This window comes from Streptomyces sp. NPDC035033 (assembly GCF_040636735.1).
GTDB lineage: Bacteria > Actinomycetota > Actinomycetes > Streptomycetales > Streptomycetaceae > Streptomyces.
Genome location: NZ_JBEZUZ010000048.1, coordinates 33,254 through 56,908 on the forward strand (window position 1 = coordinate 33,254; position 23,655 = coordinate 56,908).

Below are 23,655 nucleotides of genomic sequence, written 5' to 3' on the forward strand. Positions count from 1 at the left end.
GGAGGCACAGCAGAGCCGGGAATCCGAGGCGCGAAGGGCGTCGTCCGGGTTCCCGGCTCTGTCCTGCCGGTGCGGGGCGCGGGATCAGGCGGAGGGCTTGCGGAACTGCTTGATCAGCGCGGCGTAGCTGTTCTCGGCGTCGCCGGCGGCGACGGCGCGGCGGGCCAGCTCCAGGAAGAAGCGGGGCAGTTCGGCGTTGACGCCGAGCGTCTCGCTCTCCTCGACGAGGTGCGTCATGCCGCCCACGTGGACGTTGACGGTGGCGTCGGTGGCCGGGTACTCGCCCGCGTCGATCTGCTGGGCGTAGGCGGAGGCGTACTCGGCGGTGACGTTGATCGCGGTGACGGCGAGCTCCGCGAAGGTGGACGCCTTGACGTTCGCGGTGCCGAGCAGCGCGGCGCCGTGCAGGAAGCTGTTGAGGACGCCCCACATGATGCTGAGCACGGAGAGGTCGTACAGGGCCGACAGGCCGTGGTCCTCGTCCAGGTAGACGGTCGCCTCCCCGCCGAGCACCTCCAGGGTGGCCCGGTGCTCCTCGAAGGCGGCCCGCGGGCCGGCGTACAGCAGGGTGGCCTCGGCGGTGCCGATCGCCTGGGGCAGGGCCAGGATGGCGCCGTCGAGGTAGGCGGCGCCGAGCTTCTCCGCCCACTCGGCGGTCTCGCGGGCCTGGGTGGAGCTGGCCGTGGTCAGGTTGACCAGGGTGCGGCCGGCGAGGGACTCGCCGACCGGGCCGAGGAGCTGGTGCACGGCGTCGTAGTCCGAGACGCAGACGACGACGAGCGGGCTCGCCTCGACGGCGCTCCCGACCGAGTCGGCGAGGACGGCGCCGCGGGCGACGAGCTCGTCGGCCTTGGCGGCGGAGCGGTTCCAGACGGTGGTGGGGTGGCCCTGGGCGAGGAAGGCCCCGGCGAGGGCCTGGCCCATCAGGCCCAGGCCGATGACGGTGACCGGCGCGCCGGCGGCGGGAAGGGTGGACACGGGGAGTTCTCCGTACGTCGTGCGGCGGGCGCCGCGGTGGGTGGTTGAGCGGTGGGGCGGGGCGGTCAGCCCTGGGCGGCGCCCTCGGCGTCCCAGGGGCCGCTGACCCCGAAGGGGTTGTCGACGACGTAGCGCCAGTAGCCGTCCTCGCCGCGGTGCAGGACGTCGATGGCGACGCCCTTGAGCAGCTCGGGGCGGCCGTCCTCGTCGAGCGCGGCCATCTGCCACTCGACCACCAGCTGGGCGGTGTCGCCGACCACGAGCTGCTGGCGCACCGTGGCGTCGACGGTGGGCTTGCGCTTCTTCAGGAACTCGACCACGTAGTCACGCCGGGCATCGCCGTAGAGCGGAAATCCCGGCTCCCACATTCCGAGCGCGTTGTCGACGTACATGGCGTTGACCGCGTCCGCGTCGCCGGAGTTGAACGCTATTCCGAAAGCCTCCTGGTGCTTTTCGATATCGGTCACCAGCGTGTAATGGGCATCGGTCACGGCGCATTCGCTCCATTCGTGTCTGAAACACCTGCACAAATCTGATCCGGACGATAGCAGCGGCCCCCTCCCACCCCGGTCTCCTGCCGGTAATCGCTCTTCCCCGGGGTGGAGGGGATTCCGATTACCGGTGAGTGACCGGCGGATTCACCGGGCGGGAACGCCCGGCCCCGAGTTCACCGAAAGCGGGTCGGCGCACCCTCGTCCGGTGAATGCGCGGGTGGGTACGGGAAATGCCCGGAGGAACGGAGGGCGACACGGAGCGGCCCCGGGGAGGCGGGCCCCGGGGCCGGAAAGGGGGTCGGTTCAGCTGGCGGCGGCGGAGGGCCAGAGCGGGGTGACGCGCGGCTGCGGCCCCACCCCGCGGCGGGCGACCGGGCGCGCGCCGTCCGGGTCGGGGGCGTGCAGGATCTCGGCCTGGAGCCGCCTCAGCTCGGCGGAGGGTTCGAGGCCGAGTTCGCTCTTGAGGATCGAGTAGAGGTGCTGGTACGCCTGGAGGGCCTCGCCCCGGCGGCCCGCGCGGTGCAGGGCCGAGATGAGCTGGCCGTGGAACCACTCGTGCAGCGGGTGGTCGTTGACCAGGGTGCGCAGTTCGGGGAGGAGTTCGCGGTGCCGGTCGAGGCGCGTCCCGGACTCCACCCACAGTTCCAGGGCGCGGATCCGCAGCTCCTCCATGCGGGCGACCCGGCCGGTGAGCACCGGGCCGGCCTGGACGTTGCACAGCATGGGGGCGCGCCAGAGCCTCCGGGCGCGGGCGAGGCGGTCGGCGGCGGTCTCCGGGAAGCCCTGGTCGAGTTCCCGCTGGGCCTGCCGCACCAGCCGTTCGAAGAGGTGCACGTCGGTCTGGTCGCCGTCGATGTCGAGCCGGTAGCCGGGGACCCGGGTCAGGAGCAGCCGGCGGTCGACGGTGTCGCCCAGCGTCTCGTCCAGCATGCGGCGGGCGTGGTAGACGTGGGTCTGGAGGATCTTGGGCGCGTTGCCCGGCGCGCTCTCGCCCCACAGCTCCCTGATCAGCGTGTCGGTGGCGACGGCCTCGCCCGGGTGGAGCGCGAGCACGGCGAGCATCTGGCAGATCTTCGGCGCCTTGGGCGCGTGCGTCCGGCCGTCACCGGTCACGATCTCGAAGGGGCCGATGAGGTTGAACCGCACGGGGCGCGCTCCTACTCCGGCGCGTGGGCGCCTCGTGGGTGCTGGTGGGGGTCCGTGCATCGTAGGAAGGCGCGCGCGTCCCCACGGCCGCCCCGGGCCGAGAATGTCACCTTGTCGGACAGCCCAGTGGGCGGGCGCGGCGCGCCTGCCCGGCGGCTTCCCCCCGCTCCGGCCGGGGTCCGGTCAGCGGACGGCGGCCGGGGCCCCGCGCAGCGGCCACACCGGGTCGACGACGGCGTCCTCGTCGCCCTTGCGGCGGAGGAAGACCTGGAAGTTCTCGGCCCAGGCGCGGTACCAGCCGATCTGCCGCCGGTGCAGCTCGGCCGGGTCGAGGGCCGCCACCTGCGGGTGGCGCTCGGCTATCGCGACGGCGACCCGGACGGCGGCGAGCGCGTCGGCGGCGGCCTGGTGGGCGGCTTCGAGGACCACGCCGTACTCGCCGCAGACCGCTTCGAGGGTCCGCTTGCCGCGCCGGTAGCGGTCGACGGCGCGGTCGATGGTGTACGGGTCGACGACGGGGCCGATCTCCGTCCCGCCGAGCCGCTCCTCCAGGGAGGGCAGGCCGTGGCGGCGGAGCTCGGCGGCGAGGAGGCTGAGGTCGAAGGAGGCGTTGTACGCGACGACCGGGACGCCCTGCTTCCAGTACCCGGCCAGGGTCTCGGCGACCTCGTCGGCGACCTCGCGGGCCGGCCGGCCCTCGGCGGCGGCCCGCTCGCTGCTGATGCCGTGGATGGCGGAGGCCTGTTCGGGGATGCGGATGCCCGGGTCGGCGAGCCAGTCGCGCTGCCGGACCACCCGTCCGCCGTGGAAGCCGACGACCGAGGCCGTCACGATGCGCGCTTCCAGCGGATCGGTGCCGGTCGTCTCCAGGTCGAAGCCGACCAGCGGTTCACCGTGCCAGGCCATCGGGTCCTCCTTACGTGATCTCCCCCGTGGTGTTCACCAGCCTCGCACGGGCCACTGACAACGGCGTCAGGAGACCGGCCGGGAGTCGAGCCAGACGGACTCGAACTCCTCCCGGTAGGTCTCGAAGAGTCCGTGGTCGGCGTCGCGTCCGGAGGGGTCGTGCCGGACGACGGTCCGGCCGCCGCCGCGGAGCACCAGGACGGGCGCCTCCATGCCGCGGGCCCTGCGGAGGTAGGACTGGACGACGCCGACCCCGTCGGGTCCGTCGCCGTCGACGAGGTAGGCGGTGAAGCGGGGGGTCTCGTCGAAGACGTGGATCTGGAAGGCGTCGGGGTCGCGGAGCCGGGAGCGGACCCGGCGCATGTGCAGGATGTTCATCTCGACCGAGCGGCTCAGCTCGCCCTTCTTGATGCCGAGCTCCCGCTCGCGGCGCTTGACGGCGCTGCTGGCGGGGTTGAGGAAGAGGAGCCGTATCCGGCAGCCGGACTCGGCGAGGCGGACCATGCGGCGGCCGGAGAAGTTCTGCACGAGCAGGTTCAGGCCTATGCCGGTGGCGTCGAGGCGGCGGGCGCCGCCGAAGAGGTCCTCGGCGGGCAGCTGGCGCTGGAGCCGGACGCGGTCGGGGTGGACGGAGACGACGTCGGCGTAGCGGTCGCCGACGAGGTCCTCGACGGCGTCGACGGGCAGCCGGTCGGCGGAGGGGGCGCCGGCGCCGCTGCCGAGGATCTCCAGGATGCGGGCGGAGGCCCGTTCGGCCTGGGCGAGGACGGTGGGCGACAGGGCCCGGTTGCGGGAGACGACGTTGCGGGTCACCTCCAGCTCGTCGAGGGCCAGTTCGACCTCGCGCCGGTCGTCGAAGTAGGGCTCGAAGCAGGGCCAGTGCTGCACCATCAGCTCGCGGAGCTGGGGCAGGGTGAGGAAGGAGAGGACGTTGTCGTCGGCGGGGTCGAGGAGGTAGCCCTTGCGGCGGGAGACCTCGCGGACGGCGACGGCGCGGCGGACCCATTCCTGGCCGGCCGGTCCGGCCGCGGCGACGACCCACTCGTCGCCGTGGACGGGCTCGTAGACGGGCCGGAGGACGGCGGCGACGACGGCCCGCATCCGCTGCTCGACGAGGTTGAGCCAGATGTAGGCGCGGCCGGCGCGCTGGGCGCGGGTGCGGACCTCGCTCCACGCCTCGGCGCCCCAGTCGAGTTCGGCGCCGATCTCCACCGGGCGGACCACGGGGACCGCGCCGGGCGGACCGGCCGTCCCCGGGGGCAGGACCGCTCCGGCCGGAGCCTCCCCGGGGTCGGCCGGTCCCCCCTCGTGACCCGCGTCACCTGGGGGCAGCTCACGACCTCCCGAGCTCACCCGCGCACCGCCTTCTGCTCCCGGACGCCCGTCCCGATTCTTCCGACAAGATCAAGGAAGGGTACTCCGCGAGCGGGAGGCGGTGCAGCAGGATCGGTCGGCCGCTTGCTCAACTCTCGGAGGGCGGCTGTCCGTTCTGGGAGGCGAGATCGGACGGAGTGAGCGGATTCATAGCGGTTACGTCCCTGGGGGCGAGCTGGAAGCCCTGCCAGTGGACGGGCATCGGCTGCTGGTCCTCGTCCCGGGCGATGTGGTGGAACCCGATGTTGACCCACACGGTCGGTTTGGTCAGAGTCTCCCCGTTGACCCATTTGTCCACGCTGTCGCCGGCGCCGGCGGGGCAGTTGCCGATGTTGTTGCTGGCGTACTGCTCGCAGGCGCGGGCCTGGGTGAAGTAGACGTCGTGCTTGGTGAAGCCGCGGCCGGCGTGGGTGTCGGTGCGGCCGGGGACGATCTCGTAGCTGCGGGCGTGGCCGTCGGCGTTCCTGCCGGTGCCGCTGACCACCCGCCACCAGCGCATGTTCCTGGCGTCGCCGGCGAGTTCCCTGGTGACGGCGGTGCGCTTGGTCTTCACGGTGGGGCCGCCGTCGCCGGCGGGCGGGGTGACGGTGGAGTCGTACTGCTCGATCCGGTCCTTGCCGCCGTCGAGGCCGAAGTCGAGCTTCCAGAAGACGTTGTGGGCGTGGCTGGTGGCGTAGCCGCGGGCGCCCTTGCCGAGGGGCCAGCCGCGGCCGTCGGTGGCGTTGTAGTCGACGGGCGAGAGGCTGCCGGTGGCGCCGACGTTGGCGCCGACGGTGCCGTCGGAGGAGAAGCGCCACTCGGAGATGTACTCGTACCAGCCGACCTTGTTGACGGTGTAGACGAGGAGGTCCTTGGCCTGGGTCTGGTAGACGCCGGAGCCGCTGTCGGCGGCCATGCGGTAGGCGTGGCCGCGGGCCCGGGTGGTGGTGCACAGGCCCTTGACCGTGCCGACTTCGGGGACCTTGACGGTGGAGAGGGTGCCGCCGGGGCACTCGGCGGGCTTGAGGTCCTGGAGGCCCCAGCCGAAGCCGGCGCCGGTGAGGTCGTCGTACTCGGCGCCGCCGTCGTCGTACGGCACGTGGATCTGGGCGAGCCGGGCGGTGGTCAGGACGCGGACGGGGGCGCCGCCGGGCGGCCGGTAGGTGACGTGGTCGAGGATCAGGCCGGCGTCGGTGCTGTAGCGCCAGCACATGTCCCAGGCGGCGCCGCCTTCGAGCTTCCGGGTGATGCGGTACGCCGTCGAGCAGGCGGGCTGGACGGGCGGGGGCACGGCGGTGGGCAGCGGGCCGGGCGGGTTCGGGAAGGCGGGGGCGCCGGAGGCGGGCGCCGCGGCGGCGGTGGCGCCGAGGACGGCGGTGGCCGCGGCGGCGGCGAGGATCCCCCTGGCTCGCCGGTGGTGCCGGGTGGTCATGCGGGCGTGCTCCTTGGGTGCGCGGGCCCCGTGGCCGGGGCGGTGGACGGAACGGCGGGCGGCGGTGGTCAGCCGACGCGGACGACGTTCCTCGCGGAGAGGTCGACGATCAGGTTCCGGGTGTCGATCCAGGCGCCGTCGCGGACCTTGGTGACGAGCCGGACGCAGCGGTGCTCGCCGCAGCGGGAGAGCGCCCGGGGGACGTTCCTCTCCCGGTAGGTGCGGTAGACGTCGCCGTTGAACCAGAGCTGGTCGGCGCCCTTCAGTTCCTTGCCGGTGGCGTCCCGGTAGTCCTCCCGCACGCCGTCGCCGAGCGGGCTCGCGAGGATGAGCTCCAGGGCGGTGCGCAGCTCCTCGGGGTGGGCGGAGGGCTGCACCCCGCGCCGGGCGGCGCTCGACTCGACCTCGCCGGTGGCCAGGTTCACGGTCCGGGTGACGAGTTCGTCGCGGGCGTAGTCGTAGAAGCGGACCCGGGCGCGGCGGACGTCCTCCCGGCCGGGTTCCGGGTCGGCGAGTTCGGTGCCGAGGTGCTGCGGGCGGCCGCGGTCGCCGTCGACGTCCTGGCGGGCCGCGGTGTCGGCCGGGGCGAGCGCGAGGGCCCGGGCCCGGTCCAGTTCGGTGTCGGTGAGCGGGTCGGTGCCGGTGCCCCGGTCGCCCTCGGCGGCGGCCGGGAGGACGTCGGCGGGGGCGGGAGGGGGCGCCGCGGCCCCCCGGCCGCTCGTCCCCTCCGCCCCGCCGGTCCCGTCCGTCCCCCGCGCCCCGTCGGTCCCCGGGGTCCCGGCGGGTCCGCCGGGCCGGGGGGTTCCGGACGCGCCGGGAGCGGCGGCGGACGGGACGCCGTCCGCTCCGGCGGTGCCCGGCAGGGTGATCGCGACCGCGGCGGCGGTCCCCGTCACCGCCATGGCCGCGCCGGCCATCACCTTCCCCAGGTGACGGCGTACTATTTCGTACACATTTCCCCCTCTATCCCCCGCTTGGTCTGCGGTCACCCAGTAGGACGGGGCGGGTTCCCACGAGGTTGCGCCTCTTTCGGGCAGGATCTGGCCGAAGAGCACGCATGAACCCGGACAGAAGAGGAAGATTCGTACCCATGCAGGTCTGGCCGGGACAGGCGTACCCCCTGGGCGCCACCTATGACGGAGCGGGCACCAACTTCGCGGTCTTCTCGGAGGCGGCGCACCGCATCGAGTTGTGTCTCATCGACGACGACGGCACGGAGACGTCCGTCGAACTGCGCGAGACGGACGCCTTCGTCCGCCACGCGTACCTGCCGGGCGTGATGCCCGGACAGCGGTACGGCTTCCGGGTGCACGGGCCGTACGCGCCGGAGCGCGGGCTGCGCTGCAACCCGGCGAAGCTCCTCCTCGACCCGTACGCGCGGGCGATGTCGGGATCGATCGCCTGGGGCGAGGCGGTGTACGGGTACCCCTTCGGGCGCCCCGACGCGCGCAACGACCTGGACTCGGCCCCGCACACGATGACCTCGGTGGTGGTGAACCCCTACTTCGACTGGGGCGACGACCGGCGGCCGCGCACCGAGTACCACCACACGGTGATCTACGAGGCCCACGTGAAGGGCCTGACGATGCTCCACCCGGACCTCCCGGAGGAGCTGCGCGGCACCTACGCGGGGCTCGCGCACCCCTCGGTGATCGGCCATCTGAAGGAACTGGGCGTCACCGCCCTGGAACTGATGCCCGTGCACCAGTTCGTGAACGACCACCGGCTGGTCGACGCGGGACTCGCGAACTACTGGGGCTACAACACGATCGGCTTCTTCGCCCCGCACAACGCCTACGCCTCCTGGGGCGACCGGGGCCAGCAGGTGCTGGAGTTCAAGTCGGCGGTGCGGGCGCTGCACCAGGCGGGGATCGAGGTCATCCTCGACGTCGTCTACAACCACACCGCGGAGGGCAACCACCTGGGCCCGACGCTCTCCTTCCGGGGCCTGGACAACCCCTCGTACTACCGGCTCGCCGACGACCCCCGGTACTACATGGACACCACCGGGACCGGGAACTCGCTGCTGATGCGGTCCCCGCACGTCCTCCAGATGATCATGGACAGTCTGCGGTACTGGGTGACCGAGATGCACGTGGACGGCTTCCGCTTCGACCTGGCGGCCACCCTGGCCCGGCAGTTCCACGAGGTGGACCGGCTGTCGTCCTTCTTCGACCTGGTGCAGCAGGACCCGGTGGTGAGCCAGGTGAAGCTGATCGCCGAGCCGTGGGACGTCGGCGAGGGCGGCTACCAGGTGGGCAACTTCCCGCCGCTGTGGACCGAGTGGAACGGCAAGTACCGGGACTGCGTGCGGGACCTGTGGCGGGGCGAGCCGCGCACGCTCGCCGAGTTCGCCTCCCGGCTCACCGGCTCCTCCGACCTGTACCAGGACGACGGCCGGCGCCCGCTCGCCTCGGTCAACTTCGTGACCTGCCACGACGGCTTCACCCTGCGCGACCTCGTCTCGTACGACCAGAAGCACAACGAGGCCAACGGGGAGGGCAACCGGGACGGCGAGAGCTTCAACCGGTCCTGGAACTGCGGGGCGGAGGGCGAGACCGACGACGTCGGGATCATCGAGCTGCGGGCCCGTCAGATGCGCAACTTCCTCGCCACGCTGATGCTCTCCCAGGGCGTGCCGATGCTCAGCCACGGCGACGAGTTCGGCCGCACCCAGGGCGGCAACAACAACGCCTACTGCCAGGACAGCGAGATCTCCTGGGTGCGCTGGCCGAAGGAGAACAGCGAGGCGGAGGCGACGCTGCTGCGCTTCACCCGGGCGATGGTGCGGCTCCGCCGCGAGCACCCGGTCTTCCGGCGGCGCCGCTTCTTCCACGGCCGGCCGGTGGAGGGCACCCACGACGAGCTCACCGACATCGCCTGGTTCACGCCGGAGGGCGAGGAGATGACGGCCCGGGACTGGCAGGCCGCGCACGCCCGGGCGCTGACCGTCTTCCTCAACGGCAACGCGATCTCCGAGCCGGGCCCGCAGGGCGAGCGGATCGCCGACGACTCCTTCCTGCTGATGTTCAACGCCTCCTCCCAGGAGCTGGAGTTCGCGGTGCCGGACAGCCACGGGCGGTGCTGGCGGACGGTGGTGGACACCGCCGACCCGGAGGGCATGCCGCCGCACGAGGGGCCGGAGATCGCGGCGGGCGAGCGCGTCACCCTCGCGCCGCTGAGTCTGACGGTGCTGCGCCGGCCGGCCTGAGCCGCCCGGCCGGATCCCCGGTCCGTGCGGTCCGTACGGTCCAGGAGAGCACCGCGCAGGCCACGGCCGCCCCCACCGCCACCGCGAAGGCGGCGGGGGCGCCGTGCCGTTCGGCGAGCCTTCCGGAGAGCGCCAGGGCGAGCGCCTGGCCGCCGACGATCCCGCTGGTCAGGAAGGCCATGGACTCGGCGAGCCGGGCGGCCGGGACGGCCCGCTCGGTCAGCGCGAAGACCGTGATGAGGTGCGGGGCGTAGGCGGCGCCGAGCACGGTCACCACCGCGTACAGGCCGGGGAGCGAGTCGACCGCGAGCAGCGGCAGGGAGAGCAGGACGAGCCCGGCGGTGGCGGCGCGCCAGCGGAGGGCGAGGCCGATCCGGGCGGGCAGCGCGGCGAGCGAGAGGCCGACGGCGGCGCTCATCACGCCCATCGCCGCGTAGACGAGCCCGGCCTGGGAGGGGGCGCCGAGACCGGCGGTGAGGGCGGTGATGCCGGCCTGGGAGGCGCCGAACATGGCGCCCTGGAGGACCATCGTGACCCGGAGGGCGTAGGCGGAACCGGGCAGCCGCGTCCGTTCGGCGGCACCCGTGCGGGTGGTGGCTCCGGCCGGAGCGGGGGCGGTGGCGCGGGCGGTGGGGTGGAGCGCGAAGCCGGTGCCGCAGAGGGCGAGCAGCAGGGCCGCGCCGAGCAGCGCGGCGCCCGGGTGGGCGAGGGCGGCGGCGAGGCCGACGAGCGCCGGGCCGAGCACGAAGGACACCTCGTCGAGGGTGCCCTCGAAGGAGAGGACCGCGCCCACCGTCCGGTCGTCGGCGCCGGCCCGGCGGGCGAGCGCCACCGAGCGGGTCCGGGCGAGCGGCCCGATCTGCGGGACGGTCGCCCCGGCGAGCAGGGCCAGCGGCACCAGCAGGCCCACGGGGGCGCGGGCGACGGCGGCGAGGACCAGGGCGGCGACCGCGAGGGCGTTGGCGAGGGAGGCGGCGAGGACGGGGCCGCGCTGGCCGCGCCGGTCGGCGAGCCGGCCGAGGAGCGGGCCCGCGACGGTCTGCCCGGCGGCCAGCGCGCCGCCGGCGAGCCCGGCGGTGGCGAGGGAGCCGCTGGTCTCCGCGACCAGCAGCACGCTGCCGAGCTGGCACGTCGCGGTCGGCAGCCGGCCGAGGAAGGACAGGGCCGGAAGGGCGGGGCCGAGCAGGGCGAGGGTGGCGCGGTAGGTCCGGAGCATCGGCCGAAACTAACGCGATGCACCCGAACGGGTGCATCGGGCGATGACACGGAAGCCGCCGCACGGGGTACGTACGTTCGCATGACGCCCAACCCGGCCCCGCACCGGCCCGACCCCGCCCCCTCCAGGCCCGCCGCCGCCCCGCCCGCGCCCGGCCCGGCCGTCCCCCGCGCCCCCGCCGTCGTGCCCACCGCCACCTACCGGCTCCAGCTCCAGCCGTCGTTCCCCTTCGCCGCCGCCGAGCGGGCCGTGCCGCACCTCGCCGGGCTCGGCGTCTCGCACCTGCACCTCTCCCCCGTCCTGGAGGCGGTCCCCGGTTCCCTCCACGGGTACGACGTCACCGACCACCGGTCCGTCCGGGCGGAGCTCGGCGGCGAGGCCGGACTGCGGTCGCTCGCCGCCGCCGCGCGCGCCCACGGCCTCGGCCTGGTGGTGGACCTGGTGCCGAACCACATGGCGGCCTCGCCGCGCCACAACCACGCGCTGCGGGAGGTGCTGCGGCACGGCCCGGACTCCCCGTACGCCCGCTGGTTCGACGTCGAGTGGACGGCCGGGGACGGCCGGATGCTGCTGCCCGTGCTGCCCGCCCGGCTCTCCGAGGTGCGGGACCGGCTGCGGGTCGAGGACGGCGTGCTCCGCCTGGACGGGCAGGAGTTCCCGCTCCGGCCGGGCACCGAGGGGCTGCCGCTCGACGAGCTCCTCGACGCCCAGTGGTACCGGCTCGGCTGGTGGCGGCTGGCCCGCACCGAGCTGAACTACCGGCGCTTCTTCACCGTCTCGGACCTCATCGGGGTGCGGGTGGAGGACCCGGAGGTGTTCGCGGGCAGCCACGCGAAGGTCCTGGAGCTGGTCGCCGACGGGGTGATCGAGGGGCTGCGGATCGACCACCCGGACGGACTCGCCGACCCCCAGGGGTACCTGGAGCGCCTCGCGGAGGTGACCGGCGGGCGGTGCTGGACCGTGGTCGAGAAGATCCTCACCGGCGCCGAGACCCTGCCGGCCGACTGGCCGGTGGCCGGCACCACCGGCTACGACGCCCTGCGGCTCGTCGACGGCGTCCTCACCGACCCCGACGGGGCGGACGAACTCGCCGGTGTGTACCGGGAGTTCACCGGCCGGGCGGCGGACCGGGGAGGCGAGTGGGAGGCGACCGCGCGGCGCGCGGCGTACGAGGTGGTGCGGCACGACCTGGCGGCCGAGACCGCCGCCCTGACCCGGGCGGCGGTCCGGCTCTGCGCCGCCCACCCCGCGCTGCGCGACCACGCGCCCTGGGCCCTGCGGACCGCGATCGAGGAGCTGCTCGTCCGGATGCCGGTCTACCGGCCCTACCGGACCGGCGCCGAGCGGGTCCTCACCCCGGAGGCCGCCCGGGGCGCGCGGGCCGCGTTCGCGGTGGAGGAGGAGGCCGCCGCCGTGGACGCCGTCCGGGGGCTCCTCCTCGGCGCCTTCGGCGACTCGCCCGGCCACCGGGCGCTGCGGGCCCGGTTCGCGCAGACCTCCTCGGCGCTGCGCGCCAAGTCCACCGAGGACACCGCCTTCTACCGGTACGCCCCGCTGCTGTCGGCCAACGAGGTGGGCGGCGACCCGGGCCGGCCCGCCGTGGACGTGACGGAGTTCCACGCCGCCTGCACCCGGCTGGCCCGCGACTGGCCGGCCACCGGCACCGTCCTCACCACCCACGACACCAAGCGCAGCGCCGACGTGCGCGCGGCGATCGCGGTCCTCGCCCAGTGCCCCGGCGTGTGGGCCGGGCTGCTGTCCGAGGTCGCCGCGGTCCCGGCGCCGGACCCGCACCTCGCCTGGACGGCCTGGCAGACCGCCTTCGGCTTCGGCACGCCGGACCCGGAGCGGATCGGGGGCGCGGTGCTCAAGGCCGTGCGGGAGGAGGGGCTGCGGACCTCGTGGACCGAGCAGGACCCGGCGTACGAGCGGGCGGTGGCCGAGTTCACGGCGGCGGGGCCCGGCCGGGTGCCGCTGCGGTCGGCGTCCGAGGCGGCGTTCGCCCTGGAGCCGCACATCCGGGCGCACGCGGACGGCGCGGCGCTGGTGCAGCTGACCATGCCGGGGGTGCCGGAGCTGTACCAGAACACCGAGCGGGAGTACCGGGCGCTCGTCGACCCCGACAACCGGGCGCCGTTCGCGCCGGGTCCGGACGACGGGCGGACGGCGCTGGTCCGGGCGGCGCTGCGGCTGCGGCGGGAGCGCCCGGCGGCCTTCGGTCCCGGCGGCGGCTACCGGCCGCTCGTCGCCGAGGGGCCGGCCGCGGCGCACTGTCTGGCCTTCGCCCGCGCGGAGGAGGTGGTCACCGCGGTGACCCGGCTGTCGCTGCGGCTCGCGGAGGCGGGCGGCTGGCGGGACACCGAGCTGGTGCTGCCCGAGGGCCGGTGGGCCGACGTCCTGGACGGCGTACGGGAGTTCACCGGCGGCCCGGAGAGCGAGCTCAAGCTGGCGGAGCTCTTCGCCGACCGGCCGGTCGCACTCCTCGCGCGGATCACGGACTGACCGCATACTGGGCGGCACACGCCGGTCGGACGAGGGGGAACACCGTGGCTGTATGGGTGCTGTTCGGAGTGCTGGGGGGCGCCGTCGCCCTGCTGGTGACGGTGCTGCTGCGCCGGGGCGGGTCCCGGACCGAGGACGCGGAGGGCCTGCGCATCGAGGAGCGGGCCCGGCTCCAGGCGTCCCAGGACCGGGTCTCGTACAACGCCTTCGCGGTGCACAACGCCCCGCCGAACCAGAGCGACGCCTACCGGCGGCGCTGAACGGGGGACGCGGGTGGCGCGGCCCGTCGGGCCGCGCCACCGGTGTCCCGCCCGCCGGTCAGAGCCGAGCGGCGCGCGTGACCTCGCACTTGGTGTACTCGGAGCCGTCGCCGACGCCCGGGTAGGGGGTGGTCAGCTCGGCGTCGGCGGAGGCGCCCGCCGCGACCGCGATGCCGGTCTTCACGGCGGTCGCCGGGACCGCGCCGCTGCCGGTGAACTTCATGGTGACGCTGTAGTCGTGGTCGAGCGCGCCGTCGTTCTTCACGGTGATCCGGGCGGTGAGGTTCTTCGTCGCCGGGTCGTAGGCGCACTTGACGATGGTGATGTCGCGGGCCGCCTTGTCGCCGCCGCCACCGCCGCCGGGCAGGGAGCCGCCGGAGCCGCCGCCGTTGTCGTTGTTGTCGCTGTCGCTGTGGCTTCCGCTGCCGCCGGAGCTGGAGCTGGAGCCGGAACCGGAGCTGCTGTTGTCGCAGCCGCCGCCGTTCGAGCCGCGGGCACCGGTGAGGGCGAGGACGGCGATGCCGAAGACGGCGATCGCGCGGGCATGACGAAGCTTCACGTGTTTCTTTCCCCGTTGGACGTGGTTCATCAGAAGGGCTCTTTTGACGAGCGCACGTCACCCTAGCAGCGGGGCGGGGCGGGTCGTCTCAACCGCCGGGCCGGACGATCAGCGTGCGCGGGGCGCGGGTGATCAGACCGGCCGCCACCGGACGGAAGCCGTCCGCGAGCCGCAGCCGGGGCATCGCCTCGAAGAGCGCCCGGAGCGCGTACTCCGCCTCGAACCCGGCCAGCATCACCGCCGGGCAGAAGCCGGGGCCGTAGGTGAGCTGGCCCGGGTCGTCCCGGAGCGGGTCGAAGCGGTCCGGCTCCCGGAACCGCTCCGGGTCGCGCCCGGCCGAGCCGATGAGCAGCGCGACCGAGGAGCCGCCCGGCAGGATCCCGCCGCTCACCGGCACGTCCTCCCGGGTGCGCCGGACGGCGATCTGCACCGGCGGGTCGCGGCGGAGCGACTCCGCCCAGGCCCGGGCCACCAGCGCCCGGGGGGCGTCGCGCAGGGCGGCGACCTGGTCGGGGTCGGTGAGGACGTTGCCGAGGAAGGAGGCCAGCGCCTTCTCCCGGACGGCGATCTGCCCGCCGCACTCCCCGGCGAGCGCCGTCGCGGCCCGGCCCCGGACCAGCCGCATCATGTCCCGGTAGGGCACGCCGACGGCCGCCGCGACGGTCCCGGCGGGCAGCCAGTGGCAGAAGTCGGCGACCAGGTCGGCCCGCGGCCGGCCGGCGATCCGGCGGGCCAGGACGTGGGCGGTGCGCTCGGCGACGGACCGCAGCTCGGCGAGGTCCACGTCGACGTGGGCGCGGGCGCAGTCCGGGTCGCCGGGGCGGTGGCCGTGGGTGAAGCGGGCGTCGGTGAGGGCGGTGGCCACGTCCGCGTACCGGCTGAGCACCCAGGCGCGCAGCAGCGGGTCGTAGGTGAGCGGGAACTCCTCGCGCAGCCTCCGGTGCACCGGGTACGGGTCGAGGGCGGCGCCCGGGTCCAGGGGGCTGGGGGCGACGGTCCGTCCGCCGGGCGGCGCGGGCGGCGCCGCGGCCGGGTCGGCCACGGTCCGCACCCGTCCGGGCGTGACCGCGACGGCGCGCCCCGCGGGCCCCATGGCGGGCAGCCGCCGCCAGGGGTCCCCGTCCCCGGCGCCCCGCCCCGCCCCCCGGTCCCCCGTCTCGCGGTTCGGCTCGTCGCGCATCGCGCCCCCTGTCGTTCGGCTCGTTCGGCGGTGACTGGCCGCGGCCGGGATCGTGGCGCGCGTCCCCCCACCCCACCACCCACGGCCCCGCCCCGCCCGCCGCGCACCGCCGAACGGGTGACAGGGCACCGCTCTGACCAGGAGGGAAGCTTCCGGGCGGGCCGGGTCAGTCCAGGGAGAGCCGGAAGGACATCTCGCCGAAGGAGACCACGTCACCGGCCCGCACCACGACCGCGCCGGTGACCCGGCGCCCGTTGACGGTCGTGCCGTTGGTGGAGCCGAGGTCGCGCAGCACCCACAGGCCGTCCTGGAGGGAGAGCTCGGCGTGCAGCCGGGAGGCCGTCTCGTGGCTGAGCCGCAGCCCGTTCACCGGGTCGCGGCCTATCCGCAGGGGGTACGGCCCCGGCTGCGGCAGCAGCAGCTTCGGCAGCCGCTCGGCGTGCCAGGCCCGGCGGACGCGGGCGGTGAACGCCGACATCCGCTCGACCGCGCCGACCACCCGCCGGGTCCAGGCGCCCTCGCCGCGCAGGTCGGCGGTGAGCACGGCGAGCTCGTCGGGGCGGCGGGCCTGGAGGGCCCGCTCCATCCGGAAGAGGAAGGTGTCGTGCGAGAGACGGCCCTGTGCCGCGCCCTCCCGGAGCAGGACCAGCGCGCGGTCCCGCTCGGCGTCGGTCAGCCGGGGGGAGTGCGCCGGAGGCTCGTAAGGGGTCGTCACACCGTGATTGTCCAAGTGTCCGGGCCGGGCTGTCCAGAAGCGTCCCGTCCCGGGGCCGTACCGGCTCCGGCACGAAACCCCGTACCCCCCGCACAAGATCGCTGATACGTTCTGCGGGCTTCGACCGACCGCACCCGTGGGGGAACCACCGCATGACCGACGACCTCGTCGTCCGCCCGCTCGCCGGGCCCGAGGAGCTGGACCTGTTCCTCGGCCTCCGTTACACGCTCGACCACGAACTCGCCGACGACCTCGGCACCGGCCGCCGCCGCCCCGAATGGTTGTGGGTGGCCCTCCGGGGCGGCCGGCTGCTCGGCCGGATCGCCTGGTGGACCAACAAGGACGGGGGCGAGCCGCTCGCCCTCGACTTCTTCGACCTCGACCCGGAACTCCCGGCCGGGGAGGCCGCGGAGGTGGGCCGGCGCCTGCTGGCCGACGCCCTGCCCGCCGTCGTCCCGGCCGGCACCGTGCCGCCGGAGTTCAACCGGTACCTGCCGCCCGACTGGCGCGAGGTCCCGGAGACCCGGGAGCGCGTGGAGCTGCTCCTGTCCCTGCTGGCGGAGACGGGGGCCCGGCCGCTGGTCGAGCGGCTGCGCCTGGAGTGGCTGCCGGGGACCCCGATCGCGGAGCGGACGGGCCGGCTGGTCTTCCGCCCGGTGCGCGACCGCGAGGACCTGCTCGCGCTGATGACCCCGGTGATGGAGGGCACGCTCGACGCGCACGGGCGGGCCGACCTCGCCGAGGGGCTGTCGCTCCGGGAGGCCGCCGAGCGGCACTACGACGACGAGTTCCCGCACTACGCGTCGCCGCGCGAGTGGTGGCAGGTGGCCGAACTGCCGGGCACCGGCGAGCCGGTCGGCTTCGTCGTCCCCGCCCGCAACAGCTACAACCCGATCATCGCCTACATCGGCGTGCTCCCCGCCCACCGGGGCCGGGGGTACATCGACGAGATCCTCGCCGAGGGCACCCGGATCCTCGCCGAGGCCGGGATGCCGCGCGTCCGGGCCGCGACCGACCTGGGGAACGTGCCGATGGCCGCCGCCTTCGCCCGCGCCGGGTACGTGAACTTCCAGCGCCAGGTGGACTACGTGTGGGACGCGCCGGGCGCGTCGCCGTCCTGACTGCCAGGATGAGAGCGACGTAACCGACCGTACCGACGTCTGCGAGGAGATCCGCCGTGCTCTTCGAGGTCTGGGCGCCGCACGCCCGCGACCGGGTGACCCTGGAACTGAACGGCACCGGGCACCCCCTCGACCGGGACCCCCTGAGGGACGGCTGGTGGACCGGCACCGTGCCGGCCTCCGACGGCGACCGGTACGGCTTCCGCCTCGACGACGGGCCCGTCCTCCCCGATCCGCGCGGCCGCAGGCTGCCGGACGGGCCGGACGGGCTCAGCGCCGTCGTCGACCACGAGGCCCACGTCTGGCGCCACGAGCCGCCCCGGCTGCGGCTGCGCGGCGCGGTCCTCTACGAGCTCCACGTCGGCACCTTCACCCCGGAGGGCACCCTCGACGCGGCGGCCGCCCGGCTCGGCGAGCTCGCCGGGCTCGGCATCACCCATGTGGAGCTGATGCCGCTCTGCCCCTTCCCCGGGACGCACGGCTGGGGGTACGACGGGGTGGCGCCGTGGGCGGTGCACGAGCCGTACGGCGGCCCCGCGGCGCTGAAGCGGTTCACGGACGCGGCGCACGGCCTCGGCATGGGCGTGGTCCTCGACGTGGTCCACAACCACCTGGGTCCGTCCGGCAACCACCTGCCGGCCTTCGGCCCGTACTTCACCGACAGCCACCACACCCCGTGGGGCGCGGCGGTGAACCTGGACGCGGCCGGTTCGGACGAGGTGCGGGCGTACTTCCTCGGCAGCGCGCTCGCCTGGCTGCGGGACTACCGGATCGACGGGCTGCGGCTCGACGCGGTGCACGCGCTCGCCGACGACCGGGCCCTCACCTTCCTGGAGGAACTGTCGGCGGCCGTCGACGAGTTGGCGAAGGAGCAGGGCCGCCAGCACTTCCTGATCGCCGAGTCCGACCTCGCCGACCCGCGCACCACGACCCCGCGGGCGCTCGGCGGCCTCGGGCTGCACGCCCAGTGGAACGACGACTTCCACCACGCCCTGCACTGCGCGCTGACCGGCGAGTCGCAGGGCTACTACGCGGACTTCGCGCGCGCCCCGATGGCGGCGCTCGCCAAGACCCTGACCCGGGTCTTCTTCCACGACGGCACGTACTCGTCCTTCCGGGGCCGGCACCACGGCCGTCCCGTCGACCGCGAGCGGACCCCCGCCCACCGCTTCCTGGGGTACGCCCAGACCCACGACCAGATCGGCAACCGGGCCCTGGGGGACCGCCTCGCGGCCTCCCTCTCCCCCGGTCTGCTGGCCTGCGCGGCGGCGCTCGTCCTCACCGGCCCGTCGGTGCCGATGCTCTTCATGGGCGAGGAGTGGGGGGCGCGCACCCCCTGGCAGTACTTCACCGACCACACCGACCCGGAGCTCGCGGAGGCCGTACGGAAGGGCAGGCGGCGGGAGTTCGCGGCGCACGGCTGGGACGAGGGCGAGGTGCCCGACCCGCAGGACCCGGCGACCCGGGACCGCTCGGTCCTCGACCGCGCGGAGCGGGAGCGGGACCCGCACCGCCGGCTCCTCGCCTGGCACCGGGAGCTGATCGCGCTGCGCCGCACCCTGCCGGACCTGACCGACCCGGACCTGGGCGGGGTGCGGGTCGCCTTCGACGAGGAGGCCCGCTGGCTGGTCTTCCGCCGCGGTGACGTGCGGGTGGCGGTCAACCTGGGCCCGGAGCCGGCGGTGATCCCGCTGGGCTCCAACGGCCGGGACCGGGTCCTCGCCGCCTGGGAGCCGACCGGGGCGCCCGGTCGGGACGGGCTGCTGCGCCTCGGCGGCGAGTCCGCGGTGGTCCTCGCCGACGGGTAGGCGACGGCTACTCGACGATCGCCATCTCGTGCGGGGTGGCGTTGAGGCGGCGGCCGGTGCCGTCCCCGGTCATCGTCACGATGTCCTCGATGCGGACGCCGAAGCGGCCCGGGAGGTAGATCCCCGGTTCGACGGAGAAGCACATGCCGGGGACGACGGGCCGCTCCTCGCCCTCGATCATGTAGGGCGGTTCGTGGGTGGTGACGCCGATGCCGTGGCCGGTGCGGTGGATGAAGTACTCGCCGTACCCGGCGTCGGTGATGACCTCGCGGGCGGCGCGGTCCACGTCCTGGCAGGCGATGCCGGGCTTCACGGCCTCGAAGCCGGCCTGCTGGGCCTCGCGGACGACGTCGTGGACCCGGCGCTCCTCGTCGGTGGGTTCGCCGACGTGGACGGTGCGGGTGGTGTCGGAGCCGTAGCCGTGCTTGAGCCCGCCGAAGTCGAGGACGACCATGTCGCCGCGTTCGATGACCCGTTCGCCGGCCTCGTGGTGCGGGTCGGCGCCGTTGGGCCCGGAGCCGACGACGGTGAAGTCGACCTGGGAGTGGCCGGACTCCAGGAGCAGCCGGGCGAGGTCGGCGGCGACCTCGGTCTCGCGGCGGCCCGCGAACCGCACCTTCAGGATCTCCTCGTAGGCCCGGTCGGCGGCGGCCCCGGCGGCGGCGATCCGGGCCAGCTCGTGGGCGTCCTTCACGGCCCGCAGCATCGGCAGGGCCTCGGTGAGGGAGACGTACGAGGTGGACGGCAGGGCCTGCTGGAGGCCGAGGAGGTGCAGGGCCCAGGCGTTGTCGCTGACGCCGAAGCGGCCCCCGGCGTCGAGCAGCGGGGCGGTGGCGGCGTACGGGTCCTGGCCGTCGGTCCAGTCGCGGAGGGTGAGCGCGGACGCGCCGGGGGCCTTCTCCGCGTCGGGGGCCTCCAGGGTGGGGACGACGAGGACGGGGTCCCGGCCGGGGGCGAGGACGAGGACGGTGAGCCGTTCGGTGATCGCGGTCGGCCGGTAGCCGGTGAGGTACACCAGGTCGGGGCCGGGGGCGACGAGCACCCCGGCGAGTCCGGCGTCGGCGGCGGAGGCGGCCGCCCGGTCCATCCGGGCCCGGTAGTCGTCGGCGGTGAAGGGCGCGGGGGCGTCGTCGGAGCGTGCGGCCGGGGTGCTCGTCATGGGGCGGTCTCTCCTTCGCGGCGGCGAGCGGGCGGGCGTCCTCCAGCATCCTGCCCGCCGGGCCCGGCCCCCGCGACCGCTCCGGGCCCCGTCAGCGCGGCCCGGGCCCCTGGGCGATCAGCCGCTCCAGGAGCTCCTGGAAGTCGTCGCCGACGACGATCCGCAGCTCGCCGCCCTCCTCGTCGTGCTCGCTGAGCTGGGTGAGCGTGCCGGCCCGCCACCAGAAGACGTAGGGGCTGATGGCGCCCGGCGTGTCCTCGTACTCGGAGGCGGCGAAGGAGGCCATCGCGCCGAGCGCCGGGATGATCGAGGTGTCGCGGATGGGGTGGAAGGCGAGCTGGTGCCGGAAGGGCAGGGCGACCAGGGCGCCGTGCTCGCCGAGCGGCAGGCCGGTGACCCGCTGGGCCAGGGCGTCCAGGTCGAGGACGCGGCTCGCGGTGTAGAAGGAGTCGCCGAGGACGACCTCGAAGGACATCCCGTCGGCGTCCCGGACGGTCTCGTGCTCCTCGACCGGCAGGCCCCGCAGGTTCTTCAGGGCGCGGGCGCGCAGCTGCGCGGGGTCGCCGAGCCGGTCGAGGGCGTCGTCGGTGAGCATCATGACGCTCTCCGGCAGGTCGAGCGCCAGCACCTCGTACAGGCCGGGCGCGAGCGTCCGGGCGTAGCCGAAGGCGCCGGGGTCGATGCCCTCGGCGTTGACGACCCGGGGGTAGAGCTGGGCGCGGATCTGCTCGGGCGGCAGCGTGTCGAGGGCCGAGGGGCCGTCCAGGGTCTTCACCACGAGGGAGACGTGACGGCGGATCAGGTCGGGCCAGACGCGGGGGCCGCGCCGGTCGCGGTGGCAGACGGCGGCGAGGTTGCCGAGCCCGAAGCGGCGCTGCCGGTCGTCCTCGACGGCGGCCGCGTAGACGGTGACCTCCAGGCCGAGTTCGGCGAAGGCCTCGCGGACGGTGGCGCGGAAGAGCGCGGCCTCGCGCTCGGAGAAGTACGCGAACTCCGGGTCGCGCGGCGCGTCCTCGCCGTCCCGCCTGGGCCTTCTGCGCAGCCACCCCACGTCCGTCCGCCCTTCCGTCGCCGTTGCGTTCAGCGTAGCGACTGGGTCCCTGCCCCCATCGGGCGCCCGGCGAACCCGTCCGCCGGGCGGACGGACGGGCGGGCGGCGCGGGTCAGGAGCCGTCGGGGGCGGTGAGGAGGGCGCGGGCGTAGTGCGCGAGGGAGCGGTTGTAGCGGGGCAGCAGCGGGGCGAGCGCGCCGAGGGCGAGCGAGGCGGCCTCCCGCTCGCGGCCGGTGTCGGCGAGCGCGAGGGCGAGGAAGGCGTCGACGGCCGGGGCGAGCGCCCGCTCGTCGGCGTCGAGCCGGTCGGCGGGCAGGTCCCGCTCGGCGGTGAGCAGTTCCACGCTCCGGTCGGGGCGGCCGAGGTTGCGCAGGCTGCTGGCCAGCTGGACGACGGCCCGGCGGCGCCGCAGCCCGGTCAGCTCCCGGTCGAGCGCGCGCTCGTAGTACGCGACGGCCTCGACGGGCAGCCCGGTGGAGTCGTGCGCGGCGCCCTGCTCGAAGAGCGCGGCGGCGTCGTCCTCCGGCCGCTCGGCGGCGAGCTCCGCGATCCGGGCCCGGAACTCCGCCGGCTCGTACGCGTCGATCTTCTCCCAGAGGGCGGCGACCCGCCCCTCCCACCCGGCGTCCCCGGCGTGCGCATCAGTCATGGCGTCACCCTAACCGGGGCGCTCCCGGGGCCCGGGCGGGCGGGGCGCTTCGGCCCGTCCGCGCCCCGGCGGGTCCGCGCTCAGTCGCCGCCCCCGCCACCGCCGCCGTCGCCGCCGCCACCGCCGTCGCCCCCGCCGTCCCCGCCGCCGGAGTCCCCGGCGTCGCCGCCGTCCGAGCCCCAGCCGTCGCCGCCGCCGGCCTGGTTGTCGTCGCCGCCGGTGCCGAGGTTGCTGAACCAGTGGCGGGACCAGTCGGCGTCGAGGAGGACGGGCTCGCGGCCCTCCCGCAGGCGCCACTGGGACGGGAAGCGGGCGAGGCCCGTGGTGTCGCCGAGGCCGAAGGCGGCGGCGAAGGCGTGCGCCATGACCGCGTCCAGCGGGTCGGAGGTCTCCAGGCCCACCGGGCCGAGCGGCAGCAGGAGCGCCGCCGGCCGGGGGGCGCCCCGGCGCCGGCGCGGCGGCCGGGCCAGCAGGGCGACCCGCCGGCCGTCGCGCAGCAGCCACGAGGAGGTCGGGCTCTCCCACCGCAGCTCCCAGCGCTGCCCGGGCAGTTCGGCCTCCACCGAGCTCTTCGACCTCCGCAGCTTCCTCTTCGTCAGGCGGAGCTCGGCCCGCTGGTCGCCGACGGTGAGCACCAGCCCCCGGGACGGGTCGGGCTCGTCCTGGTGGAACCCGTACGGCGCGCGGAGCCGTACGGCGGGGGCGTACGGGCCCCAGACGTCCACCCGCACCAGCCGCCGGTCCACGGCGACGGTGACGTCCCCGGCGGGCCCGGGGGCGGTGCGCCGGGCCATCCACAGCGGCACGCCCTCGGCGCGGGCCCGTTCCCGCAGCGCGGCGACCCGCTCCGGGCCGCCGCTGTGCCGCACCGCCAGCTCCCCGAGGGCCCGGGCGAACTCGGCGGCCCGGCGCACCTTGAACGGCACGCTGGTGCCGGTGACGCGGACGACCGGGACGACGCCGGGTCCCTCCCCCAGCCGGTCCAGCGTCCGTTCCGCCCCGCCGCCGCCGAGCCACCAGCCGCGCAGGTACGCCTCCGCCATGGCGGCCAGGTTCAGTTCGGCGAGCGGCATGAGGTGGTCGCCCCGCCGCACCCCGTCCTCGCTCAGCTCCACCGTCCGGGCCAGCGGATTCCACGACCGCTCGCCGTAGAGGACCTCGTTCACGCTTCCCCCTGTCGTCGCGGGCATGACGCCCGCCCCCATGGTGACCGAACGGTCAGTCCGGCGTCACCACCAGGTCGGCGCGGTGGCGGTGGGCGGCGACCAGGCGGGCGTTGGCCTCGTCGGAGCGGGCCACCCACGCCTCGGCCTCGGCCCGGGTCCGGCCGAAGCGGACGTGGCGGTCGACGAGGCGGGACACCCGGACGGCGTCGGGGAGGTCGACGTACCAGACCTCGTCGAGGAGGGGGCGGACCGCCGCCCAGGGTCCGGCGTCGAGGAGGAGGTAGTTGCCCTCGGTGACGACGAGCGGGGTCCGGGGCGGTACGGGGACCGAGCCGGCGACCGGTTCCTCCAGGGCGCGGTCGAAGGCGGGGGCGTAGACGACGGTGCCGGGCTCCGGCGCGCGCAGGCGGGCGAGGAGGGCGGCGTACCCGGCGGCGTCGAAGGTGTCGGGGGCGCCCTTGCGGTCGGCCCGGCCGAGCCGCGCCAGCTCGGCGCCCGCCAGGTGGAAGCCGTCCATGGGGACGAGGACGGCGAGCCCGTCGAGCCGCTCGACGAGCCGCGCGGCCAGCGTCGACTTCCCGGCCCCCGGCGCCCCGGCGATCCCCAGCACCCGCCGCCCGCCGCTCAGGGCCAGCCCCCGCGCCCGCCCGACCAGCCCCTCGAACCCCTGCACGTCCATACGGGGCATTCTCACACCGGGCCGCGGGGCGGTGGGGGCGCGCCGCGGTACGGGCCCGGAGCGGCGCCCG

Annotated in this window: 21 protein-coding genes; 5 read left to right on the forward strand and 16 right to left on the reverse strand. The window is 75.3% G+C overall.

Going from position 1 to position 23,655, the window contains the following annotated elements:
• Positions 1 to 84: 84 nt before the first annotated feature.
• From AB0E83_RS20360 to AB0E83_RS20390, 7 genes are all read right to left on the reverse strand, one after another.
• A complete protein-coding gene (locus tag AB0E83_RS20360; RefSeq protein ID WP_362113386.1) occupies positions 85 to 978 on the reverse strand; it encodes an NAD(P)-binding domain-containing protein in 894 nt (297 codons plus the stop codon).
• A 65-nt stretch (positions 979 to 1,043) separates the two neighbouring features.
• Positions 1,044 to 1,445, reverse strand: coding sequence for a DUF4440 domain-containing protein (locus tag AB0E83_RS20365; RefSeq protein ID WP_362113389.1), 402 nt, complete (start codon positions 1,443 to 1,445; stop codon positions 1,044 to 1,046).
• Between the two features lie 330 nt (positions 1,446 to 1,775).
• On the reverse strand, positions 1,776 to 2,618 hold the full coding sequence (locus AB0E83_RS20370) for an AfsR/SARP family transcriptional regulator (protein ID WP_362113392.1): 843 nt from the start codon (positions 2,616 to 2,618) through the stop codon (positions 1,776 to 1,778).
• Between the two features lie 183 nt (positions 2,619 to 2,801).
• The gene (locus AB0E83_RS20375; RefSeq protein WP_362113395.1) at positions 2,802 to 3,524 is read right to left on the reverse strand and encodes a 3'-5' exonuclease; all 723 of its coding nucleotides are present in this window, start codon (positions 3,522 to 3,524) and stop codon (positions 2,802 to 2,804) included.
• Positions 3,525 to 3,590: 66 nt separating this feature from the next.
• Complete coding sequence (locus AB0E83_RS20380) at positions 3,591 to 4,877, reverse strand: SAV2148 family HEPN domain-containing protein (RefSeq protein ID WP_362113398.1); 1,287 nt, start codon at positions 4,875 to 4,877, stop codon at positions 3,591 to 3,593.
• A 109-nt stretch (positions 4,878 to 4,986) separates the two neighbouring features.
• Entirely contained in the window at positions 4,987 to 6,309 is a 1,323-nt protein-coding gene (locus AB0E83_RS20385; RefSeq protein ID WP_362113401.1) for a copper amine oxidase, read from the reverse strand.
• A 68-nt stretch (positions 6,310 to 6,377) separates the two neighbouring features.
• A complete protein-coding gene (locus AB0E83_RS20390; RefSeq protein ID WP_362113404.1) occupies positions 6,378 to 7,262 on the reverse strand; it encodes a Tat pathway signal sequence domain protein in 885 nt (294 codons plus the stop codon).
• Between the two features lie 137 nt (positions 7,263 to 7,399).
• On the opposite strand from AB0E83_RS20390, the gene glgX reads away from it, so the two are divergent.
• Entirely contained in the window at positions 7,400 to 9,520 is a 2,121-nt protein-coding gene (glgX, locus tag AB0E83_RS20395) for a glycogen debranching protein GlgX (protein WP_362113407.1), read from the forward strand.
• Here glgX and AB0E83_RS20400 read toward each other — a convergent pair.
• The gene (locus AB0E83_RS20400) at positions 9,474 to 10,736 is read right to left on the reverse strand and encodes an MFS transporter (protein WP_362113410.1); all 1,263 of its coding nucleotides are present in this window, start codon (positions 10,734 to 10,736) and stop codon (positions 9,474 to 9,476) included. The genes glgX and AB0E83_RS20400 overlap by 47 nt on opposite strands.
• An 81-nt stretch (positions 10,737 to 10,817) precedes the next feature.
• On the opposite strand from AB0E83_RS20400, the gene treY reads away from it, so the two are divergent.
• A complete protein-coding gene (gene treY, locus AB0E83_RS20405) occupies positions 10,818 to 13,238 on the forward strand; it encodes a malto-oligosyltrehalose synthase (RefSeq protein ID WP_362113413.1) in 2,421 nt (806 codons plus the stop codon).
• Positions 13,239 to 13,282: 44 nt separating this feature from the next.
• Positions 13,283 to 13,498 (forward strand): hypothetical protein, encoded by a 216-nt coding sequence (locus tag AB0E83_RS20410; protein ID WP_362113416.1) that lies wholly within the window; start codon positions 13,283 to 13,285, stop codon positions 13,496 to 13,498.
• 58 nt (positions 13,499 to 13,556) lie between these two features.
• Here AB0E83_RS20410 and AB0E83_RS20415 read toward each other — a convergent pair whose 3' ends face one another.
• The 3 genes from AB0E83_RS20415 to AB0E83_RS20425 form a co-directional block, all read right to left on the reverse strand.
• A complete protein-coding gene (locus AB0E83_RS20415) occupies positions 13,557 to 14,057 on the reverse strand; it encodes a hypothetical protein (RefSeq protein WP_362113419.1) in 501 nt (166 codons plus the stop codon).
• An 88-nt stretch (positions 14,058 to 14,145) separates the two neighbouring features.
• The gene (locus tag AB0E83_RS20420; RefSeq protein WP_362113422.1) at positions 14,146 to 15,237 is read right to left on the reverse strand and encodes a cytochrome P450; all 1,092 of its coding nucleotides are present in this window, start codon (positions 15,235 to 15,237) and stop codon (positions 14,146 to 14,148) included.
• 166 nt (positions 15,238 to 15,403) lie between these two features.
• Positions 15,404 to 15,952 (reverse strand): DUF1707 and FHA domain-containing protein, encoded by a 549-nt coding sequence (locus AB0E83_RS20425; RefSeq protein ID WP_362113425.1) that lies wholly within the window; start codon positions 15,950 to 15,952, stop codon positions 15,404 to 15,406.
• Between the two features lie 152 nt (positions 15,953 to 16,104).
• On the opposite strand from AB0E83_RS20425, the gene AB0E83_RS20430 reads away from it, so the two are divergent.
• Both AB0E83_RS20430 and treZ read left to right on the forward strand, forming a co-directional pair.
• The gene (locus tag AB0E83_RS20430; protein WP_362113428.1) at positions 16,105 to 17,073 is read left to right on the forward strand and encodes a GNAT family N-acetyltransferase; all 969 of its coding nucleotides are present in this window, start codon (positions 16,105 to 16,107) and stop codon (positions 17,071 to 17,073) included.
• A 56-nt stretch (positions 17,074 to 17,129) separates the two neighbouring features.
• Positions 17,130 to 18,881, forward strand: a complete 1,752-nt coding sequence (gene treZ, locus AB0E83_RS20435) for a malto-oligosyltrehalose trehalohydrolase (protein WP_362113431.1) — start codon at positions 17,130 to 17,132, stop codon at positions 18,879 to 18,881.
• 7 nt (positions 18,882 to 18,888) lie between these two features.
• Here treZ and AB0E83_RS20440 read toward each other — a convergent pair whose 3' ends face one another.
• The 5 genes from AB0E83_RS20440 to AB0E83_RS20460 all read right to left on the reverse strand — a co-directional run bounded on the left by AB0E83_RS20440 (position 18,889) and on the right by AB0E83_RS20460 (position 23,585).
• On the reverse strand, positions 18,889 to 20,040 hold the full coding sequence (locus AB0E83_RS20440) for an aminopeptidase P family protein (RefSeq protein ID WP_362113434.1): 1,152 nt from the start codon (positions 20,038 to 20,040) through the stop codon (positions 18,889 to 18,891).
• A gap of 91 nt (positions 20,041 to 20,131) precedes the next feature.
• Positions 20,132 to 21,091 (reverse strand): hypothetical protein, encoded by a 960-nt coding sequence (locus AB0E83_RS20445; protein WP_362113437.1) that lies wholly within the window; start codon positions 21,089 to 21,091, stop codon positions 20,132 to 20,134.
• 112 nt (positions 21,092 to 21,203) lie between these two features.
• Positions 21,204 to 21,740: a tetratricopeptide repeat protein gene (locus AB0E83_RS20450; protein WP_362113440.1), complete on the reverse strand. Its 537-nt coding sequence runs from the start codon at positions 21,738 to 21,740 to the stop codon at positions 21,204 to 21,206.
• A gap of 80 nt (positions 21,741 to 21,820) precedes the next feature.
• Positions 21,821 to 22,906 carry a hypothetical protein gene (locus AB0E83_RS20455; protein ID WP_362113443.1) on the reverse strand — a complete coding sequence of 362 codons (1,086 nt, stop codon included), beginning with the start codon at positions 22,904 to 22,906 and terminating at the stop codon, positions 21,821 to 21,823.
• Between the two features lie 52 nt (positions 22,907 to 22,958).
• A complete protein-coding gene (locus tag AB0E83_RS20460) occupies positions 22,959 to 23,585 on the reverse strand; it encodes a nucleoside/nucleotide kinase family protein (RefSeq protein WP_362113446.1) in 627 nt (208 codons plus the stop codon).
• Positions 23,586 to 23,655 lie beyond the last annotated feature (70 nt).